The 16329-nt window shown below is 70.0% G+C and carries 15 protein-coding genes and 1 tRNA gene; 9 read left to right on the top strand and 7 right to left on the bottom strand.

The annotated features are described in order from the left end of the window. The 5 genes from fabF to FNH13_RS12180 form a co-directional block, all read right to left on the bottom strand. Positions 1-1251, bottom strand: a complete 1251-nt coding sequence (gene fabF / locus FNH13_RS12200) for a beta-ketoacyl-ACP synthase II (protein WP_143783666.1) — start codon at positions 1249-1251, stop codon at positions 1-3. A gap of 106 nt (positions 1252-1357) precedes the next feature. Continuing rightward, positions 1358-1606 (bottom strand): acyl carrier protein, encoded by a 249-nt coding sequence (locus FNH13_RS12195; RefSeq protein ID WP_143783665.1) that lies wholly within the window; start codon positions 1604-1606, stop codon positions 1358-1360. A 71-nt stretch (positions 1607-1677) separates the two neighbouring features. Next, complete coding sequence (locus tag FNH13_RS12190; protein WP_202878773.1) at positions 1678-2721, bottom strand: beta-ketoacyl-ACP synthase III; 1044 nt, start codon at positions 2719-2721, stop codon at positions 1678-1680. Then, positions 2718-3677, bottom strand: a complete 960-nt coding sequence (locus FNH13_RS12185) for an ACP S-malonyltransferase (RefSeq protein WP_143783664.1) — start codon at positions 3675-3677, stop codon at positions 2718-2720. The genes FNH13_RS12190 and FNH13_RS12185 overlap by 4 nt, the downstream gene beginning before the upstream one ends. Before the next feature lie 138 nt (positions 3678-3815). Further along, positions 3816-4988, bottom strand: a complete 1173-nt coding sequence (locus FNH13_RS12180; protein WP_228266381.1) for a PucR family transcriptional regulator — start codon at positions 4986-4988, stop codon at positions 3816-3818. A 109-nt stretch (positions 4989-5097) separates the two neighbouring features. On the opposite strand from FNH13_RS12180, the gene FNH13_RS12175 reads away from it, so the two are divergent. After that, complete coding sequence (locus FNH13_RS12175) at positions 5098-5664, top strand: DinB family protein (protein ID WP_143783663.1); 567 nt, start codon at positions 5098-5100, stop codon at positions 5662-5664. Further along, on the top strand, positions 5657-6655 hold the full coding sequence (locus FNH13_RS12170) for a glycerophosphodiester phosphodiesterase (RefSeq protein ID WP_228266380.1): 999 nt from the start codon (positions 5657-5659) through the stop codon (positions 6653-6655). The genes FNH13_RS12175 and FNH13_RS12170 overlap by 8 nt, the downstream gene beginning before the upstream one ends. Here the strand turns inward: FNH13_RS12170 and aceE are convergent. Continuing rightward, positions 6652-9402 (bottom strand): pyruvate dehydrogenase (acetyl-transferring), homodimeric type, encoded by a 2751-nt coding sequence (gene aceE, locus FNH13_RS12165; RefSeq protein ID WP_228266379.1) that lies wholly within the window; start codon positions 9400-9402, stop codon positions 6652-6654. The genes FNH13_RS12170 and aceE overlap by 4 nt on opposite strands. A 209-nt stretch (positions 9403-9611) precedes the next feature. Between aceE and FNH13_RS12160 the strand changes: the two genes are divergently transcribed. The 3 genes from FNH13_RS12160 to ctlX all read left to right on the top strand — a co-directional run bounded on the left by FNH13_RS12160 (position 9612) and on the right by ctlX (position 11568). Further along, positions 9612-10031 (top strand): DUF3052 domain-containing protein, encoded by a 420-nt coding sequence (locus FNH13_RS12160; protein ID WP_143783660.1) that lies wholly within the window; start codon positions 9612-9614, stop codon positions 10029-10031. Next, positions 10028-10510 carry a peroxiredoxin gene (locus tag FNH13_RS12155; protein ID WP_143783659.1) on the top strand — a complete coding sequence of 161 codons (483 nt, stop codon included), beginning with the start codon at positions 10028-10030 and terminating at the stop codon, positions 10508-10510. Before FNH13_RS12160 ends, FNH13_RS12155 begins: the two co-directional genes overlap by 4 nt. A gap of 83 nt (positions 10511-10593) precedes the next feature. Continuing rightward, a complete protein-coding gene (ctlX, locus tag FNH13_RS12150) occupies positions 10594-11568 on the top strand; it encodes a citrulline utilization hydrolase CtlX (protein WP_202878772.1) in 975 nt (324 codons plus the stop codon). Positions 11569-11585: 17 nt separating this feature from the next. Here the strand turns inward: ctlX and FNH13_RS12145 are convergent. Next, positions 11586-11661 (bottom strand) — tRNA-Val (locus FNH13_RS12145). Between the two features lie 61 nt (positions 11662-11722). Here FNH13_RS12145 and FNH13_RS12140 point away from each other — a divergent pair. From FNH13_RS12140 to FNH13_RS12125, 4 genes are all read left to right on the top strand, one after another. Beyond that, positions 11723-12637 (top strand): Nif3-like dinuclear metal center hexameric protein, encoded by a 915-nt coding sequence (locus tag FNH13_RS12140; RefSeq protein WP_143783658.1) that lies wholly within the window; start codon positions 11723-11725, stop codon positions 12635-12637. Next, positions 12634-13371, top strand: a complete 738-nt coding sequence (locus FNH13_RS12135; RefSeq protein ID WP_143783657.1) for a zinc ribbon domain-containing protein — start codon at positions 12634-12636, stop codon at positions 13369-13371. Before FNH13_RS12140 ends, FNH13_RS12135 begins: the two co-directional genes overlap by 4 nt. After that, positions 13368-14771 carry a bifunctional RNase H/acid phosphatase gene (locus tag FNH13_RS12130; RefSeq protein ID WP_143783656.1) on the top strand — a complete coding sequence of 468 codons (1404 nt, stop codon included), beginning with the start codon at positions 13368-13370 and terminating at the stop codon, positions 14769-14771. The genes FNH13_RS12135 and FNH13_RS12130 overlap by 4 nt, the downstream gene beginning before the upstream one ends. Before the next feature lie 91 nt (positions 14772-14862). Beyond that, positions 14863-16221, top strand: a complete 1359-nt coding sequence (locus tag FNH13_RS12125; protein WP_143783655.1) for a cystathionine beta-synthase — start codon at positions 14863-14865, stop codon at positions 16219-16221. The last annotated feature ends 108 nt before the right edge of the window (positions 16222-16329 follow it).

The following is a 16329-nucleotide window of genomic DNA, read 5'->3' as shown; positions in this document are numbered from 1 at the left end:
TCAGGCGCTGCGGAAGGTGAGCGCCACGTTGGCACCGCCGAAGCCGAAGCTGTTGCTCAGCGCCGCGAGGTCCCCGGAGGGCAGTTCCCGGGAAGAGCCGGTCACCACGTCGACCGGGATCTCCGGGTCCTGCTCCTGCAGGTTGATCGTGGCGGGGATCGAGCGGTGGTGCAGGGTCAAGATCGTCAGCACGGCCTCGATCGCGCCCGCAGCACCGAGCAGGTGTCCGGTCATCGACTTGGTGGCGGTGATCGGGATCTCGCTGCTGTGCGAGCCAAAGGCACGGGCGATCGCCTTGGCCTCGGCGGCATCGCCGACCGGCGTGGACGTCGCGTGGGCGTTGATGTGCAGGATGTCAGCGGTGCTCAGGTCGGCATCTTCCGTGGCCTCGAGCATCGCGCGCGCAGCGCCGCGACCCTCCGGCTCGCCGGCGGTGATGTGATAGGCGTCGGCTGACATGCCGACCCCGGCTACCTCGCCATAGATCGTGGCACCACGGGCCTTGGCGTGCTCCTCAGCCTCGAGGACGAGCACGGCAGCGCCCTCACCGAGCACGAAACCGTCGCGTGAGACGTCATAGGGACGAGAGGCGCCCGCCGGATCGTCGTTGCGCTTGGACAGCGCCATCATCGCGGCGAACGCGGCGATCGGCAGCGGGTGCACCGCGGCCTCCGTGCCCCCGGCCACCATGACGTCGGCGCGCCCGGAGCGGATCATGTTGAGCGCCAGACCGATCCCCTCCGCACCCGAGGCGCAGGCGCTGACGGGGGTGTGGGCGCCGGCCCGGGCACCAAGGTCGAGGGAGACGGCCGCGGCCGGGCCGTTGGGCATGAGCATGGGCACGGCCAGCGGGAAGACGCGGCGGGGTCCCTTGGTGCGCAGGTTGTCCCACTGGTCCAGCAGGGTCCACACGCCGCCGATGCCGGAGCCGATGGCGACGCCGAGACGCTCCGGCTCGACCTCGGGGGAGCCGGCGTGAGCCCAGGCCTCGCGGGAGGCGATGAGCGCATACTGACCGGCAGGGTCGTTGCGGCGCACCTCCACCTTGGAGAGCACATCTCCGGGCGGCGTGTGCACGCTCGCCGCGAAGGTCACCGGAATCTCATACTCGGCGACCCAGTCCTGCTCCAGGGTGCGGGCTCCGGACTGACCAGACTGGATGGCCTGCCAGGTCTCCTCGACGTTGCCGCCGACCGGGCTGGTGGTTCCCAGACCGGTGACGACGACCCGACGCTGGGGGTTCGCTGACATCTGCTACTCCTCGGTGGGGTGGTGCGAGTGTGGGTGCGGGCTGGGAGCCGTGCGGCCCACCGGCTGCACTCCAGCGGTATGCCGGGTGGCCGGTGGGCGCAACGGATCAGCCCTGGGCGTTGATGATGAAGTTGACCGCGTCCTTGACGTGGGTGAGGTTCTTGACCTCGTCGTCGGGGATGCGGACACCGAACTTGTCCTCGGCGTTGACGACCACCTGCATCATCGACAGCGAGTCGATGTCCAGGTCCTCCTGGAAGGACTTGTCCATCTCCACGGCGTCAGCCTCGATGCCGGTCTCCTCGTTGACGATCTCGGCGAGTCCGGCGAGGATCTCCTGCTCGTTCAGTGCCATGTGGCGTGCTCCTTGTCTCTGCTGGGTTGGGCTGACCCGGTGTCGTCCCGCCGGGCCTCGGGAATCGGGGGTCAGGGGAGGATGACGACCTGCGCGGCATAGACCAGGCCGGCACCGAAGCCGAACTGGAGCGCCAGACCGCCGTGCGGTGCCTCTCCTGCGTTGAGCATGCGGGCGGTGGCCAGCGGGACCGAGGCCGCCGAGGTGTTGCCGGTCTCGGCGATATCCCTGGCCACCGGGATCTCCGGCGGGATGCCGATGTGCTTGATCATCGCGTCGGTGATCCGCATGTTGGCCTGGTGGGGAATGAAGACGTCCAGGTCGTGGGCAGTGACGCCCGCGGCGGCCAGCGCCTGGTCGACGACCGGGGCGATGGTGTAGACCGCCCAGCGGAAGACGGACTGGCCCTGCATCGCGAAGTGGGGCCACTCGACGGAGCCGGCGTCGGCGGAAGTCATGTCCGCGCGCAGCCCGGTCCACGGCTCCTTCTGCATGATCTTGTCCCAGTTTTCACCGTCCGAGCCCCAGATCGTGGGGCCGATGCCGGGGAAGTCGGAGGGACCGACGATGGCCGCGCCCGCGCCGTCACCGAAGATGAACGCGCTGCCGCGGTCGTGCTTGTCGGTGAAGTCCGACAGCTTCTCCACACCGACGACCAGGACGTAGTCCGCGCTGCCGGCCCGCACCATGTCGTTGGCCAGGGAGATGCCGTAGCAGTAGCCCGCGCACGCGGCAGAGATGTCGAACGCGGCCGGGCCGTTGGTGCCCAGGCGCTCAGCCAGGATCGGCGCGGCCGCCGGGGTCTGGTAGGGGTGGGTCACGGTCGCCATGAGCACCACCGAGATCTGGTCCGGGGTGATGCCGGCCATCGCGATCGCGTCGCGCGAGGCTGCCTCGGCCATGTCCACCACGGTCTCGTCTGCGCGGGCGAAGCGTCGCTCCTTGATGCCGGAGCGCTGCTGGATCCACTCGTCGCTGGAGTCGATGTGCTGGCAGATCTCCTCGTTGGTGACGATGCGCTCGGGGCGATAGCCCCCGACGCCGTGGATGCGGGCGTGTCGCGGCCCATCCGGAACCGTCAGGGTGGGCTGGTCTGCCTTGGGCTGGGCGGTCACTGTGCGTCCTCCTGGGAGTCTGTCGCGGCGTTGCCGTGCTCGCCGATCATGCGGTGGGCGGCCTCGAGGTCGTCCAGGGTCTTCAGGGCCAACAGTTCGACGCCCTTGAGGGCACGCTTGGCCAGGCCTGTCAGGGTGCCTGCAGGGGCAAGCTCGATGAGGCCGGTCACGCCGAGCTCGGCGAAGGTCTGCATGCACAGGTCCCACCGCACCGGGTTGCTCACCTGGGTCACCAGTCGCTGGAGGAACTCGCGACCGTCCGTGACGACCTGCCCGTCGGCGTTGGACACCAGGGCCGTCCGCGGGTCCTGGGTGCTGATGGCGCCGGCATAGCGGCCGAGTTGGTCGACGGCGCTGCCCATGTGGTGGGTGTGGAAGGCGCCGGCAACCTGCAGCGGGATCACCCGAGCCCGGGTCGGGGGCGCCTCCTGGAGGGCGGTGAGCTGTTCGGTGGTGCCGGCCGCGACGACCTGACCGCCGCCATTGATGTTGGCCGGGGTCAGCCCGTGTCCCTCCAGCACCGTGGTGACCTCGTCGGGGTCGCCACCCAGGACCGCGCTCATGCCGGTCGGGTTTGCGGCGGCGGCCTCGGCCATCAGCCGGCCCCGCTCGCGGACGAAGACCATGGACTGCTCGGTGCCCAGCACGCCCGCGGCGGCGGCCGCAGTGATTTCACCCACGGAGTGCCCGGCCCAGGCACCGACCCGGCTGGTCACCTCGGCCGGGTCCGCGAAGAGCGCCGGCAGGGTCAGCAGGCCCGCTGCGACGAGGAGCGGCTGGGCGACGGCGGTGTCCCGGATGGTGTCGGCGTCAGAGGTGGTGCCGTGGGTCACGAGATCGAGTCCGGCGACGGCCGACATCCAGTCCAGCCGGTCCCCGAGCCCGTCCAGCTCAAGCCAGGGGGAGAGGAAGCCGGGGGTCTGGGAGCCCTGTCCGGGCGCAACGATCACAAGCACGAGGTCCACTCTCCCGTCCGGGGCCCTGACGCAACGACGCCGTTACCCACCACAACTCCTGGCGTTTCTTGTAGAGAACCTACAACCGAACCCGGCCACGCGCAGCCGCGCGAGGGCCCGGCCGCGCACGGCGGGTGATCATCCGGTGCCGCGGCGCCACGAGCCGGCCGCGATCCGCCCGTAGACCAGCGCCACGCGGACGATCCACGCCTCTCGGGCGCGGGTCAGGTCGAGGTCGACGACCTCGGCGATCCGGCCCAGCCGGTAGCGCACGGTGTTGGGATGGACGAACAGCTCCCGTCCGGTGGCCTCCAGCCGCCCGCCGGACTCCAGATAGGCCGTGGCGGTCTCGAGCAGGTCCGGGTGCTGAGCCAGCTGGCGATAGACGCGATCCACCAGCAGACGACGGGCCGGGCCGTCGCCGTTGAGAGCCCGCTCGGCGAGCAGGTCGTCCGCCGCCACGGGGCGGGGAACGTCCGGCCAGCCGGCGGCAGCATCGAGCCCGGACAGGGCCGAGCGCGCCGAGCGGCCCGCCGCGAACAGGTGCGGCACGCGGGGACCGACAACGACGGGGCCGGGGCCGAACTGACCGGCCAGGTCGGCGGCGCTGGCCAGCGGGTCACCGACACTGCCCAGCACCACGATCAGGCGGTTGCCCTGCACGGCGATGAGCACCTCCAAACCCTTGCGGACAGCCGTGCTGCGCAGGGCGTCAGCCACCTCGGCACTGCTGCGCTGCGGGGCGGCACCCACGACGACCGCCACGTCGGACACCTGCTCCCAGCCCAACTCGGCCGCCCGGGACTGCAAGGCATCATCAGCCTCACCGCGCACCACGGCGTGGACCACGAGGGACTCCAGCCGGGCGTCCCAGGCGCCACGAGACTCCGCAGCGGCGGCATAGATCTGGGCGGCGGCGAAGGCCAGCTCCCGTGAGTAGCGCAACAGGGAGTCCCGCACCTGCGCCTCCTCGCCCGGCTCGGCCAGCAGACTGACCTGCTCCTCCACGACGCCGATCGTCGTGCGCACCAGGTCGAGGGTCTGCCGCAGGGTGATGGTGTGCGCCAGCTCGCGCGGTGCGGTGCCGAAGACGTCGGCGGTGACCGGCAACGAGTCGTCGTTCTGCCGATACCAGGTGAGGAAGGCGTGGATGCCGGCCTGAGCGACCAGTCCCACCCAGGAACGGTCCTGCGCGGACAGCTCGCGATACCACTGGTGCTCACGCTCCATGCGCTGCACCGCCAGGGTTGCGACCGCCCCGACGTTGCGCAGGGTCGGCTCCCGGGCGGGGGTGCCTGTGTCGCTGTCCATTCCGGGCACTGTAGCCGCCGACGGATTGTGCGGGCCACACAACCACCGGTCAGGCTCGGACCAGCTTGCCCGGGGCCCCGAGCGGAGAGCCGGGCGATAGGTTCGGTGCATGGCTGCAGACCCGATCGTGCCCGACACCAAGGACTGGACCTGGGCGGCGCACCGCCGCTGCGACGAGTGCGGCTTTGACGCCTCCCAGGTGTCGCCGAGCGCCCTCGCCGCGGGGTTGCGGGGGCTCACCGCCCCGTGGCGCGAGGTGCTGACCCGAGCGGACGTGACCGTCAGGCCGCAGCCCGCCACCTGGTCACCGCTGGAGTATGCCTGCCACGTCCACGAGGTGCTCGACGTCTTCACGGGGCGCTTCTCGCTCATCCTGGACGAGGACAGCCCCGCGCTGCCCAACTGGGACCAGGACCGCGCCGCGATCGAGGGGGAGTATGCCGGCCAGGATCCTGAGCGGATCGCCCGCGAGATCCCCGAGCGCACGGAGGGTCTCATCGCGGTCCTGGGCGGCTACGCCGGGGAGAGCGAGTGGGAGCGGGCCGCGATCCGCTCGGACGGGGCAGCCTTCACCGGGCTGTCCCTGGCCCGCTACCTGACCCACGACCTGGCCCACCATCTGTCTGACGTGGGGGCCGGGGACCAGATTCCGCCGCCGGGCTCGTCTCGTGGCTGAGCCCCTCCTGATCGCCCATCGCGGCGCCAGCGGTGCCCGGCCCGAGCACACGCTGGAGGCCTATGAGCTGGCTGCTCGCTGGGGGGCGGACTATCTCGAGCCGGACCTGGTCGCCACGGCAGACGGGCAGCTGGTCGCCCGGCACGAGAACGAGATCTCCGCCACGACCGACATCGCCGAGCGGGCGGAGTTCGCCGACCGTCGGGGCACCAAGGTCATCGACGGGGTCGAGGTGGCTGGCTGGTTCACCGAGGACCTGACCCTTGCGGAGCTGCGCACGCTGCGCTGCCGGGAGCGGCTCCCCGCCCTGCGACCGGACAACACGGCATACGACGGGCAGTTCACCGTGCCCACGCTGGGTGAGATCCTCGACCTGCGCAGCCGCCTCAGCGAGGAGCTGGGGCGCAAGATCGGGCTCTATCCCGAGACCAAGCACCCGACCTACTTCCGCGGGATCGGGTTGCCGCTGGAGGAGCCGCTGGTCGCGGCGCTGACGGCCGCCGGTCTCAACCGTCGTGACGCACCCGTCTTTGTGCAGTCCTTCGAGCTGGGCAACCTGATCGCGCTGCGGCGGGACCTCGGCCTGGCGGTGCCGACGATCTTTCTCGCTGCGGAGGAGGGGGCACCCTACGACCTGGAGAGCAGCGGGGACCCACGGACCTTCGCCGACCTCCTCACTCCTGCCGGGCTGGCCGAGCTGGCGCGCTGGGTCAGCGGGATCGGTCCGCACAAGGACCTGGTGATCGGGCGGTCCGAGGACGGCAGTCTGGCCGGGCCGACCCCACTGGTCGCCCGCGCGCACGCCGCCGGCCTGGCGGTGCATCCGTGGACCTTCCGCCGGGAGAACGAGTTCCTGCCGACCGACCTGCGCCAGGGCACCGATCCCGGCGCAGCAGGCGACGTGGTCGCCGAGATCCGGGCGCACCTGGCAGCCGGGGTGGACGGCTTCTTCACCGACCACCCCGACCTCGGGGTGCTGGCTCGAGGTTAGGCGTCGCCGCCGGTCACGCCGCTGCGGCCGGCGCGCACGTCGTGCAGCTGATACTTCTCGATCGCCTGCTGTGGGACGCTCTCGTCGATCTCGCCGCGGTCGGCCAGCATCTGCAGGGCCTTGACCGCCATCGACGGGCCGTCGATGTGGAAGAACCGCCGGGCCGCTGCCCGGGTGTCGGCGAAGCCGAAGCCGTCGGCGCCGAGACCGTAGAAGTCCTCCGGCACCCACGGAGCGATCTGGTCGTGGACGGCACGCATCCAGTCGCTGGTGGCCACGACCGGGCCGGTCCCCTCGGAGAGGCGCTGGGTGACGTAGGGCACCCGGCGCTCCTTCTCCGGGTGCAGGAAGCGCTCCTCGTCGCACTCCATGGCCTCGCGGCGCAGCTCGTTCCACGACGTCACCGACCAGACCTCGGCCGTGACACCCCAGTCGTCCTGGAGGAGATTGCGGGCCTCGAGGGCCCACGGGACGCCGACGCCGGAGGCGAGCAGGCGCACGTTCTTGTCGCCGTCACCGCCCTCGGCGACCCGGTGCATCCCCTTGAGGATGCCCTCGGCGTCGACGTTCTCCGGCTCCTTGGGCTGCACCATCGGCTCGTTGTAGACGGTCATGTAGTAGAGGACATCTTCGGGGTCCTCGCCATACATCCGTCGGATGCCGTCCTGGAGGATGTGTGCGATCTCGTAGGCGTAGGCCGGGTCGTAGGCCACCACACCGGGGTTGGTGGAGGCCAGCAGGAGGCTGTGGCCGTCCGCGTGCTGCAGGCCCTCACCGGTCAGCGTGGTGCGTCCGGCGGTCGCGGCGATCATGAAGCCGCGGGCCAGCTGGTCGGCAGCGGCGTAGATGCTGTCGCCGGTGCGCTGGAAGCCGAACATCGAGTAGAAGACGTAGAACGGCACCATCGGCAGCCCGTGGGTGTCGTAGGACGTGCCGGCCGCCGTGAGCGCGGCGACCGATCCCGCCTCGTTGATCCCGAGGTGCAGGATCTGGCCGGACTCCGACTCCTTGTAGGCCAGCATCAGCTCGGCGTCCACGGAGGTGTAGTTCTGACCGTGGACGTTGTAGATCTTGGCCGTGGGGAAGAACGAGTCCATCCCGAACGTGCGGGCCTCGTCGGGAATGATCGGCACGATGTGCTTGCCGAACTCCTTGTCGCGCATCAGGTCCTTGAAGATGCGCACGAAGGCCATCGTGGTGGCGATCGCCTGCTTGCCCGAGCCCTTCTTGCCAACCTTGTAGGCCTCGTCCCCGGGCAGGGAGAGCTTGTGGGTCTTCTCCGGCTGGCGCTTGGGCAGGTCGCCACCGAGCTTGCGCCGACGCTCGCGCATGTACTCCAGCGTCGGGTCGTCGTCGGCGGGCCGATAGAACGGGGGTGCGTAGGGGTCCTTCTCGATCTGCTCGTCGGTGATCGGGATCCGCAGGCTGTCGCGGAAACCCTTGAGGTCCTCCACCGTCATCTTCTTCATCTGGTGGGTGGCGTTGCGTCCCGCGAAGTTGGACCCGAGGCTGTAGCCCTTGATGGTCTTGGCGAGGATGACGGTCGGCTGACCCTCGTGCTCCATCGCCTCCTTGTAGGCGGCGTAGACCTTGCGGTAGTCGTGCCCGCCGCGCTTGAGAGCCCACCAGACCTGCTCGTCGGACCAGTCCTTGACCAGCTCCTTGGTGCGGGGGTCCCGACCGAAGAAGTGGTCGCGGATGAAGCCGCCGTCCTTGGCGCGGTAGGTCTGGTAGTCGCCGTCCGGCGTGGAGTTCATCAGGTTGACCAGGGCACCGGAGGGGTCGCCGGCCAGCAGCTGGTCCCACCCGCGGCCCCAGACGACCTTGATGACGTTCCAGCCCGCGCCGCGGAAGAAGGACTCCAGCTCCTGGATGATCTTGCCGTTGCCACGGACCGGGCCGTCGAGTCGCTGCAGGTTGCAGTTGATGACGAAGGTGAGGTTGTCCAGCTCGTCGTTGGCCGCGACCTGCAGCAGGCCGCGCGACTCCGGCTCGTCCATCTCGCCGTCGCCCAGGAACGCCCAGACGTGCTGCTGGCTGGTGTCCTTCAGGCCACGGTTATGAAGGTACTTGTTGAACTGCGCCTGGTAGATGGCGTTCATCGGGCCGAGGCCCATCGACACCGTCGGGAACTGCCAGAAGTCCGGCATGCTCCGCGGGTGCGGATAGGAGGACAGCGCCCGGATCTTGCCGTCGACGATGTGCGACTTCTCCTGGCGGAAGCCGGACAGGTCCTCCTCCTCCAGTCGCCCCTCGAGGAAGGCCCGGGCATACATGCCGGGGGAGGCGTGGCCCTGGAAGAAGATCTGGTCGCCGCCACCCTCGTGGTCGCGGCCCCGGAAGAAGTGGTTCATGCCGACCTCGTAGAGGGTCGCGGCAGAGGCATAGGTCGAGATGTGGCCACCGACGGAGATGTCCGGGTGCTGGGCACGGTGCACCATCACCGCGGCGTTCCAGCGGATCCATGCCCGGTAGCGGCGCTCGACCTCCTCGTCACCGGGGAACCAGGGCTCGCGCTCCGGGGGGATCGTGTTGACGTAGTCCGTCGTGGTGAGCGAGGGGATGCCCACCTGGGACTCGCGTGCCCGCTCCAGCATGCGCAGCATCAGATAGCGCGCCCTGCGGCGGCCACCTGCCTCGATGGCCCCGTCGAGGGAGTCCAGCCACTCCTGGGTCTCCTCGGGATCGGTGTCCGGGATCTGGCTCGGCAGCCCGTTGACGATGGGGCCTGGCTTGTTCGTTGACACAGACGTTCCTTCCACTGGGAGCGGCACTCTCCTTCGCCCATCCTTGCACGCCGGGTACCGTGGATGCATGGGCATCCCACCTGTCGGGGATCGGGCGTTTGTCGCCCCACCCGACCCTCGTCATACCGGCTCTGTCAGGCAGCGGCCGACAGCGACGGTGCGTGTCGCGTCTTGCCTCTCTCGCCGATCTCTAGTGGACTGTGCGCACTATGGCTAACGAAGGAATCACACGACCGGGTGGGCCGGTCGACAAGCTGGGCTTCGCCCACGACCAGATCGTTCTCGAGTACGGCTACGACGATGACGTTCCCGACCCGTTCCGTCAGGAGGTTGAGGAGGTCGTCGGTGGACCCATGGAGGAGGAGGGCTACACCGGCGTCGTCGACGCGGTGCTGCTGTGGTGGCGCGACGGTGACGGTGACCTGACCGATGAGCTCGTCGAGTGCGTGTCGCTGCTGGAGGACGGCGGCTTCATCGCGCTGGTGACCCCCGGCGCGGGACGGGACGACCGGATCGCCGCACACGATGTGCAGGAGGCCTGTGCCACCGCCGGACTGACCGCCAGTGGCGCCGTCCCGCTCGGTGACGACGGCGAGTGGCACGTCCAGCGGCTCGTGGGCCGACGATGACCGCCCCGGCTGCGGCCCTGTCCACGCCCCAGGTCGGCGACACCGCTGCAGACTTCACCCTGACCGACCAGACCGGTGCTCCGGTCACACTCTCGGAGGCGGTCCGGGACCGCCACGCGCTGCTGGTCTTCTTCCCCTTCGCGTTCTCCAGCATCTGCACCGGCGAACTGCTGGAGATCCAGCTCAACGTCGACGAGTTCGTCAACGAGCGCGTCAACGTCTACGCGATCTCCTGCGACCCCCGCCACACGCAGGCGGCGTGGGCGGCGCACGAGGGCTATCGGTTCCCGCTGCTGTCCGACTTCTGGCCGCACGGCAAGGTCGCGCAGTCCTACGGGGTGTTTGACGAGGCCTCCGGCATGGCGGTGCGGGGCACCTTCGTGGTCAGCCCGCAGATGCAGGTGGTGTGGAGCCTGGTCAACGAGCCGGGCCAGCAGCGGGACATCGGAGAGCTGCACGCCGCGGTCAAGGATCTCTGACTCCACTCTGCGCCCAAAGGGTGGGACACTCCTGTCACCAGGGCTGGCCACAGCCTGCGCACGTGATGATGAAAGAGGTGTCAATGCCCGTTCAGGCCCCAGGTGCCGTCGTGATGATCCGTCCTCACCGCTTCACCCCCAACCCAGATACCGCGGCAGACAACGCCTTTCAGGTGCCGGCGACCGGAGATCCCGAGGAGCTGGCGAGGAGCGCCTACCTCGAGGTGACCCGGGCCGCCGAGGTGCTCGAGTCTGCCGGTGTCACGGTGCACCTCTTCGACGACGAGGACGCCACCCGTCCCGACAGTGTCTTCCCCAACAACTGGTTCTCCACCCACGCCGGCGGGCGCGTGGCGCTCTATCCGATGTATGCCGCGAGCCGGCGCACCGAGCGACGTCCAGACATCGTCGAGATGCTCAAGTCGCAGTATCGCGTCCAGGACGTCATCGACTACTCCGGTCTGGAGTACGACAACATCTTCCTGGAGGGCACCGGCGCCATGGTGCTGGACCACCTCTCCCGGATCGCCTACACGGCCCGATCGCGCCGGGCCGACCCGGTGATGCTGGAGCGCTTCTGCACCGCCTTCGGCTATGAGCCGATGGCCTTCGACGCGGTGGACCCCAGCGGCACGCCGGTCTATCACACCAACGTCCTGATGTGCATCGCCTCCGGCTTTGTGCTGATCGGGCTCTCGATGATCACCGACCCAGCCCGTCGCGCCGAGGTCGCTGAGCGGCTCGCGGGTCGACGCGGCACCCGCGCGGTGCTGGAGCTGAGCCCCCAGCAGATCCACGACTTCGCCGGCAACGCCATCGAGCTCGAGGGCCACGAGGGGCGGCGTCTTCTTGCGCTGTCCACCCGGGCGGCGGCCTCGCTGACCGATGAGCAGCGAGACGTGATCGAGCAGACGTGCACGCTGCTGCCCCTCGACGTGCCGACCATCGAGCTGGCCGGCGGCTCCGTGCGGTGCATGCTGGCGGGGATCCATCTGGACTCCCGCCCGCAGGTGGACTCGGCGTCCATGGTGGCGCCCGGGGCGGCAACCGTGAGGTGACGTCCCCGGGATCAGCGTGGTGGGCCCGGCCGGGCTCGAACCGACGACAACCGCGGTGTAAACGCGATGCTCTACCAACTGAGCTACAGGCCCCTGCGTCACCACCACCAGAGGGTCCGGTGGGGCGCCGCGGCGCCCCATTGTGCCACCTACGATGGGCTGCGTGACACAGACACAGACGCAGGAGTATGCCGAGAACCTCACCCTGGGTCAGGTCGTGGCCGCGTTGGAGCGGCTCTATCCACTCGACACCGCCCAGTCCTGGGACCGCGTCGGTCTCGTCGCGGGAGATCTCGACCAGCCCATCACGCGTATCCACCTGGCGGTTGACCCCACCATGGCGGTCATCGAGGAGGCCCGAGAGGCCGGGGCCGACCTGATCATCACCCACCACCCGTTGCTGCTGCGCGGCATCCACTCGGTGGCGACCACCACCGCGAAGGGTGCGGCGGTCACCGCGCTCATCGTCAACGACATCGCGCTCTACTGCGCCCACACCAACGCCGACGTGGCCGACCCCGGGGTCGGCCAGGCCCTCGCCGCGGCCTGCGGGCTCACCGGCACCGAGGCACTGGCGATCACCGAGGGCCAGGAGCTCGGCAGGGTGGGGGACCTGGCCGAGGCGATGACCCTCGCCGACTTCGCCGGTCGCCTCCATGACAACCTGCCGCCCACGGCCGGCGGGATCCGGGTCGCAGGTCCTGCCAGCGGCCAGGTCCGGCGGGTCGCCGTCCTCGGTGGGGCCGGAGACTCCGCCTTCGACGCGGTCCGGGCCAGTGGCGCCGACGTCTATGTCACCGCCGACCTGCGCCACCACCCGGCCCTGGAGGCCCGGGAGGAGGCAGCACTGACGGGCGGGGCGCCATACCTGGTCGATGCGGGTCACTTTGCGAGCGAGTCGCTCTGGCTGCCCGGACTCGCGACCCGGCTGGTGGCGGAACTGGGGGCTGCTGCGGCTAGGTTGGAGGTCCACGTTTCGCAGGTGCGGACCGACCCGTGGGACTTCGTCCTCGGTGCGTCCGGGCCCGAGGCGTCCGGACCGGAGCACACCCAGGGAGACCACGCGTGAAAGCCGACCCCCACGAGCAGCAGCGGCTGCTCGACCTGCAGGCCCTCGACACCCGGCTCAGCCAGCTCGACCACCAGCTGCGCAGCCTGCCCGAGCACGCCCAGCTGGAGCAGCTGACCGGCCGCGCCGCCGACCTCGACGCCGAGGTCGTGCGCACCACCACGGCCCGCGGCGACGTGCAGCGCGAGCTGACCAAGGCCGAGCAGGACGTGCAACTCGTGCGAGACCGGGCAGCCCGCGACCAGCAGCGCCTGGACGCCGGCATCGGCACCGCCAAGGACATGCAGGCGCTCCAGCACGAGATCGAGTCCCTGGCTCGGCGCCAGGCGACGCTCGAGGACGAGGAGCTGGAGGTGATGGAGCGGGCCGAGGCACGGGATGCCGAGGTCGCCAAGGCGGAAGCTGACCGCGACGCGCTCGCCGCCGAGACCGCCGAGATCACCACGAGCCGCGACACCAAGGCCCAGGCGCTGCAGGCCGACCGCGACGAGGTCGCTGCCGGTCGTGACGCGATCGTGGCCGACGTCAGCGACGAGCTGGTCGCGCTCTATGACAAGATCCGTGCCCAGTCCGGCACCGGGGCAGCCTCACTGCAGCAGCGCCGGTGCGGCGGGTGCCAGCTCGAGCTCAACCAGGTCGACCTCAACCGGATCCGCAGCGCCGCCGAGGACGAGGTGCTGCGGTGTGAGGAGTGCCGCCGGATCCTGGTGCGCACCCCCGAGTCCGGCCTGTGAGCAGGCCGGGGGCGAGTATGCCGGCCGGTGCCGCGCGGCAGCTCGTCGTCGAGGCCGACGGCGGCTCGCGGGGCAACCCCGGGGTGGCTGGCTACGGCGCGCTCGTGCAGGACGCCGACGGCACGCTGCTCGCGGAGCGTGCGGCGCCGCTGGGCACGGCGTCCAACAACGTCGCGGAGTACACCGGTCTGATCGAGGGGCTGCGCGCTGTGCTCGACCTCGGTCTGGCCGAGGGAGCGACCGTGACCGTGCGGATGGACTCCAAGCTGGTCGTCGAGCAGATGAGCGGGCGGTGGAAGATCAAGCACGAGGACATGCGCCGCCTCGCGCTGCAGGCCCGGGACCTGGTCCGGCAGATCCAGGCCGCCGGTGGGCGGGTGAGCTACACCTGGATCCCGCGGGCGGAGAACTCCGCTGCCGATGCGCTGTCCAACGACGGCATGGACGGGGAGACGGTGCACCGCGACCACGTCGCACCGGTCGCCCGCCCACGCGCTCGCGAGACGGAGCCGCCCGCGAGCCTGTTTGAGCTCGACGCGTCGGAACAGGCCGAACCCGTCGCGTCCGCGGCTGAGCCTGTCGCGTCCGCGGCTGAGCCTGTCGCGTCCGCGGCTGAGCCTGTCGCGTCCGCGGCCGAGACGTCTGCGCCGTCAGTGCCGCAGACCCAGGCGCGCAACAGCGCGCGCCGCGCCGACCCGACCTTCGGTGAGGTCAAGGCGCCCGTCGGCGAGGAGGTCTTCAGCACCGAGACCGACCCGACGCTGGAGGGATCGTGCCGGTTGATCCTGGTGCGCCACGGCGTCACCGACTTCACCCGCAGCCACAAGCTGGACGGCCGGGGCGGTGCGAACCCGCCGCTCAACGACGAGGGGCTGGCCCAGGCTGCCGCTGCGGCCGGGGCGGCCAAGCGGCTCATCGACCGATCCGGTCCGAGCGCAGTCCAGGTGATCACCTCCTCGCTGACGCGCGCCATGCAGACCGGGGGAGCGGTGGCGGAGGCGCTCGGTGTGACGCCTGAGGTCGACCGGGACTGGGACGAGCAGGCGTTCGGTGACTGGGACGGGGCGACCATGGCCGACCTGGTGACCCACTCGGGGCCGGAGCTGTTGGCGTTGCGCCAGGACCCGGCATACGCCCGTCCCGGCGGGGAGAGCCGGCAGCAACTGACCGGCAGGGTGGTCTCCGCCCTCGGCCGGGCGGTGGCCCGTGGCGGCACGGTCGTGGTCGCCACCCACCGGCTGCCGCTGATGGTGGTGCTCTCTCAGGTGCTGGGCATCGACACCAACCGCGCTTGGTCGATCGCGACCGCGCCGGCCTCGCTGACCGCCTTCGAGTTCTACAGCGACGGCGGGGTCCAGGTCGCGTTCGTCAACGACACCCACCACCTGCACGACCTCTGAGGTCGTCTGCGGTGCCTGCCGACGGCTGGGTGATTGTCGGCGTCGCCTACCCTTGGGACGAGCCATCCACCGACCCGGGAGCAGACCGTACATGCGCGTCGCAGAGACCATCCTCGACACGATCGGCAACACGCCGCTCGTCAAGCTCAACCACGTGACTGAGGGCATCGCGGCCACGGTCCTGGCGAAGATCGAGTACGTCAACCCCGGCGGGTCGGTCAAGGACCGCATCGCGATCAAGATCATCGACGCTGCCGAGGCCGAGGGCAAGCTCAAGCCGGGTGGCACGATCGTCGAGCCGACGTCGGGCAACACCGGAGTGGGCCTGGCGCTGGTGGCGCAGCAGCGTGGTTATCGGTGCGTCTTCGTCTGCCCCGACAAGGTCGGCGAGGACAAGATCAACGTCCTCAAGGCCTATGGCGCCGAGGTCGTGATGACCCCGACCTCCGTTCCGCCGGACCACCCGGAGTCCTACTACTCGGTGAGCGACCGGCTGGCCGCCGAGATCCCGGGCGCCTACAAGCCCAACCAGTACGAGAACCTCAACGGCCCCGCCTCGCACTACGAGTCCACCGGCCCGGAGATCTGGCGCGACACCGACGGCACCGTGACGCACTTCGTGGCCGGCGTCGGCACCGGCGGCACGATCTCGGGCACCGGGCGCTATCTGCGGGAGGTGGGCGACGTCACGGTGATCGGCGCCGACCCCGAGGGGTCGGTCTACTCCGGCGGCACCGGGCGGCCCTACCTGGTCGAGGGCGTCGGCGAGGACATGTGGCCAGGCGCCTACGACCCGAAGGTCCCGCACCAGATCATCGCGGTCACCGATGCCGAGTCCTTCGAGATGACGACGCGGCTCGCCCTGGAGGAGGGTCTGCTGGTCGGCGGCTCCTCGGGCATGGCGGTGGTCGCCGCGATCAAGGCAGCCAAGGACCTCGGGCCCGAGCACACGGTCGTGGTGCTGCTCCCCGACGGCGGCCGCGGCTACCTGGGCAAGATCTTCAATGAGGGGTGGATGCGCTCCTATGGGTTCGCGCCGGTCGCCGAGGAGAAGACGGTCGGTGACGTACTGTCCGCCAAGACCGGTCACCTCCCGGACCTGGTGCACGTGCACCCCACCGACACCGTCCGCGACGCGATCGACATCATGGGGGAGTATGCCGTCAGCCAGCTGCTCGTCCTGGGTGCCGAGCCCCCTGTGGTCATGGGGGAGGTCAAGGGTTCCCTGAACGAGCGGGACCTGTTGGACGCGGTCTTCCACGGGGACGCCAAGCTGACCGACACGGTGTCCACGCTGACCGGACCGATGCTGCCGCTGATCGGCATCAATGACTCCGTCGGAGCGGCGCGGGAAGCATTTGCTGACGCGGACGCGTTGCTGGTGACAGAGGGTGGCAAGCCCGTCGCCGTGCTGACCCGCCCTGACCTGCTGACCTTCGTGTCCCAGTGAGGACGGCGGGCAAAACCTCTCTCAAAATGCGCGCAGGATGTGCAAAACCTCTCCCAAAATGCGTGCAGCGCGGACCAAACCTCTCCAAAAATTGTGAAGGACAGTGAC

It is taken from the genome of Ornithinimicrobium ciconiae (assembly GCF_007197575.1).
Lineage (GTDB): Bacteria > Actinomycetota > Actinomycetes > Actinomycetales > Dermatophilaceae > Ornithinicoccus > Ornithinicoccus ciconiae.
Note: the sequence above shows the minus strand (reverse complement) of the source record. Positions and strands in the feature narration are given on the sequence as shown.

Bases quoted from the DNA above. Each gene is read 5' to 3' on its own strand.
- FNH13_RS12180 (WP_228266381.1), bottom strand. From the start codon at position 4,988: ATGGACAGCGACACAGGCACCCCCGCCCGGGAGCCGACCCTGCGCAAC.
- ctlX (WP_202878772.1), top strand. From the start codon at position 10,594: ATGCCCGTTCAGGCCCCAGGTGCCGTCGTGATGATCCGTCCTCACCGC.
- FNH13_RS12140 (WP_143783658.1), top strand. From the start codon at position 11,723: ATGGGCTGCGTGACACAGACACAGACGCAGGAGTATGCCGAGAACCTC.
- FNH13_RS12175 (WP_143783663.1), top strand. From the start codon at position 5,098: ATGGCTGCAGACCCGATCGTGCCCGACACCAAGGACTGGACCTGGGCG.
- FNH13_RS12195 (WP_143783665.1), bottom strand. From the start codon at position 1,606: ATGGCACTGAACGAGCAGGAGATCCTCGCCGGACTCGCCGAGATCGTC.
- fabF (WP_143783666.1), bottom strand. From the start codon at position 1,251: ATGTCAGCGAACCCCCAGCGTCGGGTCGTCGTCACCGGTCTGGGAACC.
- FNH13_RS12125 (WP_143783655.1), top strand. From the start codon at position 14,863: ATGCGCGTCGCAGAGACCATCCTCGACACGATCGGCAACACGCCGCTC.
- FNH13_RS12155 (WP_143783659.1), top strand. From the start codon at position 10,028: ATGACCGCCCCGGCTGCGGCCCTGTCCACGCCCCAGGTCGGCGACACC.
- FNH13_RS12160 (WP_143783660.1), top strand. From the start codon at position 9,612: ATGGCTAACGAAGGAATCACACGACCGGGTGGGCCGGTCGACAAGCTG.